This is a genomic window from Cupriavidus sp. FW305-F7, assembly GCF_058782875.1.
Genome location: NZ_JBYSYC010000122.1, coordinates 1 through 1,286 on the forward strand (window position 1 = coordinate 1; position 1,286 = coordinate 1,286).

Genomic DNA, 1,286 nt, shown 5'->3' on the forward strand with positions numbered 1-1,286 from the left:
AGAGGTGGCGCCGTTTGTTCGGACAGGGAATCCGGATTTTTAAGTGGAAGCGCTGGGGCAGTCAGGCTGCCGATTTGATCGCTGGCAGCGCGGCGAAGTATGCCTCATCCGGGGTCTGGTGCGCCAGACTGGAATGGGGCCGTCCTTGGTTGTACCAGGTCAGGTAGTTAGCGATAGAGCGGCGCGCATGGCTGACCGAGTCGTAGGCTTTCAGGTAGACCTCCTCGTATTTGACGCTGCGCCAAAGGCGTTCGACGAACACGTTGTCGCGCCAACTGCCCTTGCCGTCCATCGACAGTTGGATGCCGCGGTCGAGCACGGCGTCCGTGAACTCCGTGGCGGTGAACTGGCTGCCCTGGTCGGTGTTGACGATCTCCGGCGCGCCGTACTTGGCAAAGGCTTCCTCGATTGCCTCGACGGCATGACAGCTCTCCAGCGTGATCGCCACCCGGTAGGCCAGCACCCGGCGGCTGGCCCAGTCCACCACAGCCGTCAGGTACACAAAGCCGCGCGCCATCGGGATGTAGGTCGTGTCCAGCGCCCACACTTGGTTGGCCCGGTCGATCTTCCGTTCGCGCAGCAGGTACGGCCAGATCTTGTGCGCCGCGTGCTTGCGGCTCGTGTTCGGCCGGCGATACAGCGCCTCGATGCCCATTCGCTTCATCAGCGTGCCCACGTGCCGGCGGCCGACCTGGATGCCCTCTCGCCGCAACAGGCGGGCCAGCATGCGTGCGCCTGCGAAGGGATGCTCCAGATGCAGTTCGTCGATCCGGCGCATCAGCTTCAAATCCGCGTCGCTGACCGGGCGCGGCTGGTAGTAGGCGCTCGATCGAGCAATGCCTACCAGCTTGACCTGGCGGCTCACCGGCAGCGGGTGCTCGCGGTCAATCATCGCTTTCCGCTCAGCAATCCCGCCTTGCTGAGCGCGCTTTCTAAAAAATCATTCTCCAGCGTCAACTGGCCGATCTTTGCATGTAGCGCCTTCACGTCCACCGGCGGCTCGGCCGCAGTCTTGGTTTTGCTGCCGAACACGTCCACGGCATGCTCCGCCAACTGCTGCTTCCACTCCGTGATCTGGCTCGGGTGCACGTCATACTGCTGGGCCAGCTCCGCCAGCGTCTTGTCGCCCTTGAGCGCGGCCATGGCCACCTTGGCCTTGAAGGTCGCCGAGTGGGTCCGTCTGCTTCGTTTCGTCATCTTCTGGGTCCTTTATGCCCGCCATTATGGCCGGCTCAGGCCCCTGCTTTTCCACTTAGCCGACTGTCCGAATTTCCGCCGCCACCTCT

General features: G+C 63.3%; 1 protein-coding gene. It reads right to left on the reverse strand.

Going from position 1 to position 1,286, the window contains the following annotated elements; genetic code table 11:
• Nucleotides 1–61: 61 nt before the first annotated feature.
• Nucleotides 62–1,197 (reverse strand): IS3 family transposase gene (locus AC3WL8_RS39880; RefSeq protein ID WP_404997158.1). Its coding sequence is split into 2 segments (ribosomal slippage): nucleotides 62–933 and nucleotides 933–1,197, totalling 1,137 coding nucleotides; the frame shifts between segments, so codons are not numbered across the junction.
• Between the last annotated feature and the right edge of the window lie 89 nt (nucleotides 1,198–1,286).